This window comes from Nitrospinota bacterium (assembly GCA_029881495.1).
Classification (GTDB): Bacteria; Nitrospinota_A; UBA7883; order JACRGQ01; family JACRGQ01; genus JAOUMJ01.
The window spans coordinates 1-2,358 of record JAOUMJ010000062.1; the positions used below are offsets into that span (position 1 = coordinate 1).

3 protein-coding genes are annotated in these 2,358 nt (G+C 46.4%); all 3 read left to right on the forward strand.

Annotated elements, in window-relative coordinates:
- On the forward strand, positions 1 to 274 hold a 274-nt coding region (locus OEY64_13255), incomplete at its 5' end, for a hypothetical protein (protein MDH5543910.1).
- Positions 275 to 487: 213 nt separating this feature from the next.
- Positions 488 to 1,381 carry a response regulator gene (locus OEY64_13260; protein ID MDH5543911.1) on the forward strand — a complete coding sequence of 298 codons (894 nt, stop codon included), beginning with the start codon at positions 488 to 490 and terminating at the stop codon, positions 1,379 to 1,381.
- A 114-nt stretch (positions 1,382 to 1,495) separates the two neighbouring features.
- Positions 1,496 to 2,358 (forward strand): HAMP domain-containing protein (locus tag OEY64_13265; GenBank protein MDH5543912.1); only part of this gene is annotated, 863 nt, incomplete at its 3' end.

Below are 2,358 nucleotides of genomic sequence, written 5' to 3' on the forward strand. Positions count from 1 at the left end.
GTCAAAAACTTTTTCCATATATCTCATCAATGCAGGAAACCGCGCACTTCGGGCGCGCCGCAGGCTAAAGCCTACGCCACCAGGAGTGGTTGCTCCGCAGGGGCAAAAACTCTTTTTCCATATATCTCATCAACGCAGGAAACTGCGCCCTTCGGTCGCGTCGCAGGCTAAAGCCTACGCTACCAGGAATGATTGCCCCGCAGGGGCAAAAACTCTTATTCCTGATATCTCATCAATGCAGGAGACCGCGCCCTTCGAGCGCACCGCAGGCTAAAGCCTACGCTACCAGGAGTGGTTGCCCCGCAGGGGCAAAAACTCCCACCACCTGCACAACAAGAGAGAACGCCACGGAGTTTTGTCAACTCCTCGCGATGACAGCTGTTAATAGAAGTTTCCCTGTTTCTCACGATTTAACCTGTAATGATATCTGCATCCGGGATGTGTTAAACTTCCAGCTGGGCCTTTCTGAAGGAGAAAAGCAAAAACAGTGGAAGATGATAAGAAAATCAGTGTCCTGCTTGCAGAGGACAGCCTTGTCTATACGGCATTTATCGACAACCTGTTGACAAGCAGAGGTTTTAGCGTAGAGAAGGCTGCCAACGGACGGGAAGCTATAGATCATCTGAAATCTGGAAAAAGTTTCGACGTCATTCTGAGCGATCTCAATATGCCGGAGGTAAACGGCTTTGAGCTGGCAAAATACAATTTTAATAATGAGCTTCTCCCTTTCGTAATTATCACAACGAACAGCGATGCGATGTATGCCATGGAGCTGATTAATTACGGAGTGCGAGATTATCTGGTGAAGCCTTCAACCGGAAATATAATCGTATCGGTTGTAAAGAACGCCGCTCTAAGGCACCCCGGAAAAATAGTCGACATGGAGGAGTTGTCCGGGCTCAACAATCTTGCATTCATAAAAGTCCCTTCCAATCTCGATTCAATTAATAAGGCAAGCCTCTGGGTGGAGAACAAGTTATCCGAATTTGCGGATGTGCATGAGACAAAAAAATTCATCAATTACCTTTACGAGTTCCTTGTTAACGCGCATGAGCATGGCAATCTCGGACTCGGAGAGCACGACAAAGAGAAACTTCTGAACGAGGGTAAATACGATGATTTCCTCAACAGCAGAGAGAATGAAAACTCTACGATAGACGTGAAGTTCTCCGCTGTAGGGAAGGAAGTAGTAGTAAACGTGACCGATCATGGCAAGGGATTCAACTACGATAAATATCTGAGAATGTCGAAGGATGAGGTGTTGTCACGCATAGCTATGCCGAACGGGAGGGGCATAGTAATGGCAATCGGGTATTTCGACGCGGTCAGGTACGATAAGCAAGGAACCTCGGTTTCTCTAATAAAAAACTTCGATAATTAAACGTCCGTCACCAGTCGGACTTCATTCCCCTCTATCCCGCTCCAATGTCATGGAATGAGAAAGTTTCTGATAAGCGGTAGTTTTCTGCTGAATAGGCTATATAATTGAACCTCAATGAAGTTGGATACTATTGGAAAGCAGTTCATACTCTTCGCGCTTATTTTGGCGTTGACCGTCTCTACAATAGCTCTATACTCCCTCTCGAAATCGGTGGGCCACGGTTTTGAAAAGGCGATGGAAGAGCGGATAACTGTTCTTTCGGGCACAATGTCCGCGTCTCTAAAAAGCATGATGCTCTCCGGCAACGCGTCGATACTCCTTGATTGGATAAAAAATATAAAGCGGGCTAATAACGGTTCCATCATTCAGGTGTTGCGTAGATCGGGGAGCGAGGCATTTTCCGACGGCGAGACGATTGATAAGGTAAACCGGTTTCTTGAAGCAAACATTTTTAACATGCATCATGAAAACCAGTATCGTGCCGATGAGGATTTTGCCGGATTCAACAGGTACCCGGTGAATATGGAGATGTTCAATGAGGTTACCGCGAATTATGCCCCGGTGAAGTTTTTCGAGGAGATGGGGGGGCGTAAATTCATGACGATATTTTTCCCTCTTGTTTCAAACGACGAATGTATGGCATGTCATGGTTATGATCCTGAATCGCTAAGAGGCGTTATCAGGGTTTCGATGTCGATGGAGCCGATGCTCGATGAGGTCGGCATTATCAGAAACCAGTTTCTCTACACTTCGGTGGCGACTCTTCTTGCCGCTCTTTTGGCTTTCTACCTTCTTTTAAGGAGACTGGTAATCACTCCGGTCAGATCAATGAACGATACAATTAAAAAGCTTTCCAGCGGTGATCTCACTTCATCGGCAGACGTAGATTTTAAAAACGAGATGGGCGACCTCGCGGATTCTATCAACAACATGGCGTTCGGATTCGGCTCCATGGTAAAAGGTATCAAGTCGGAAAT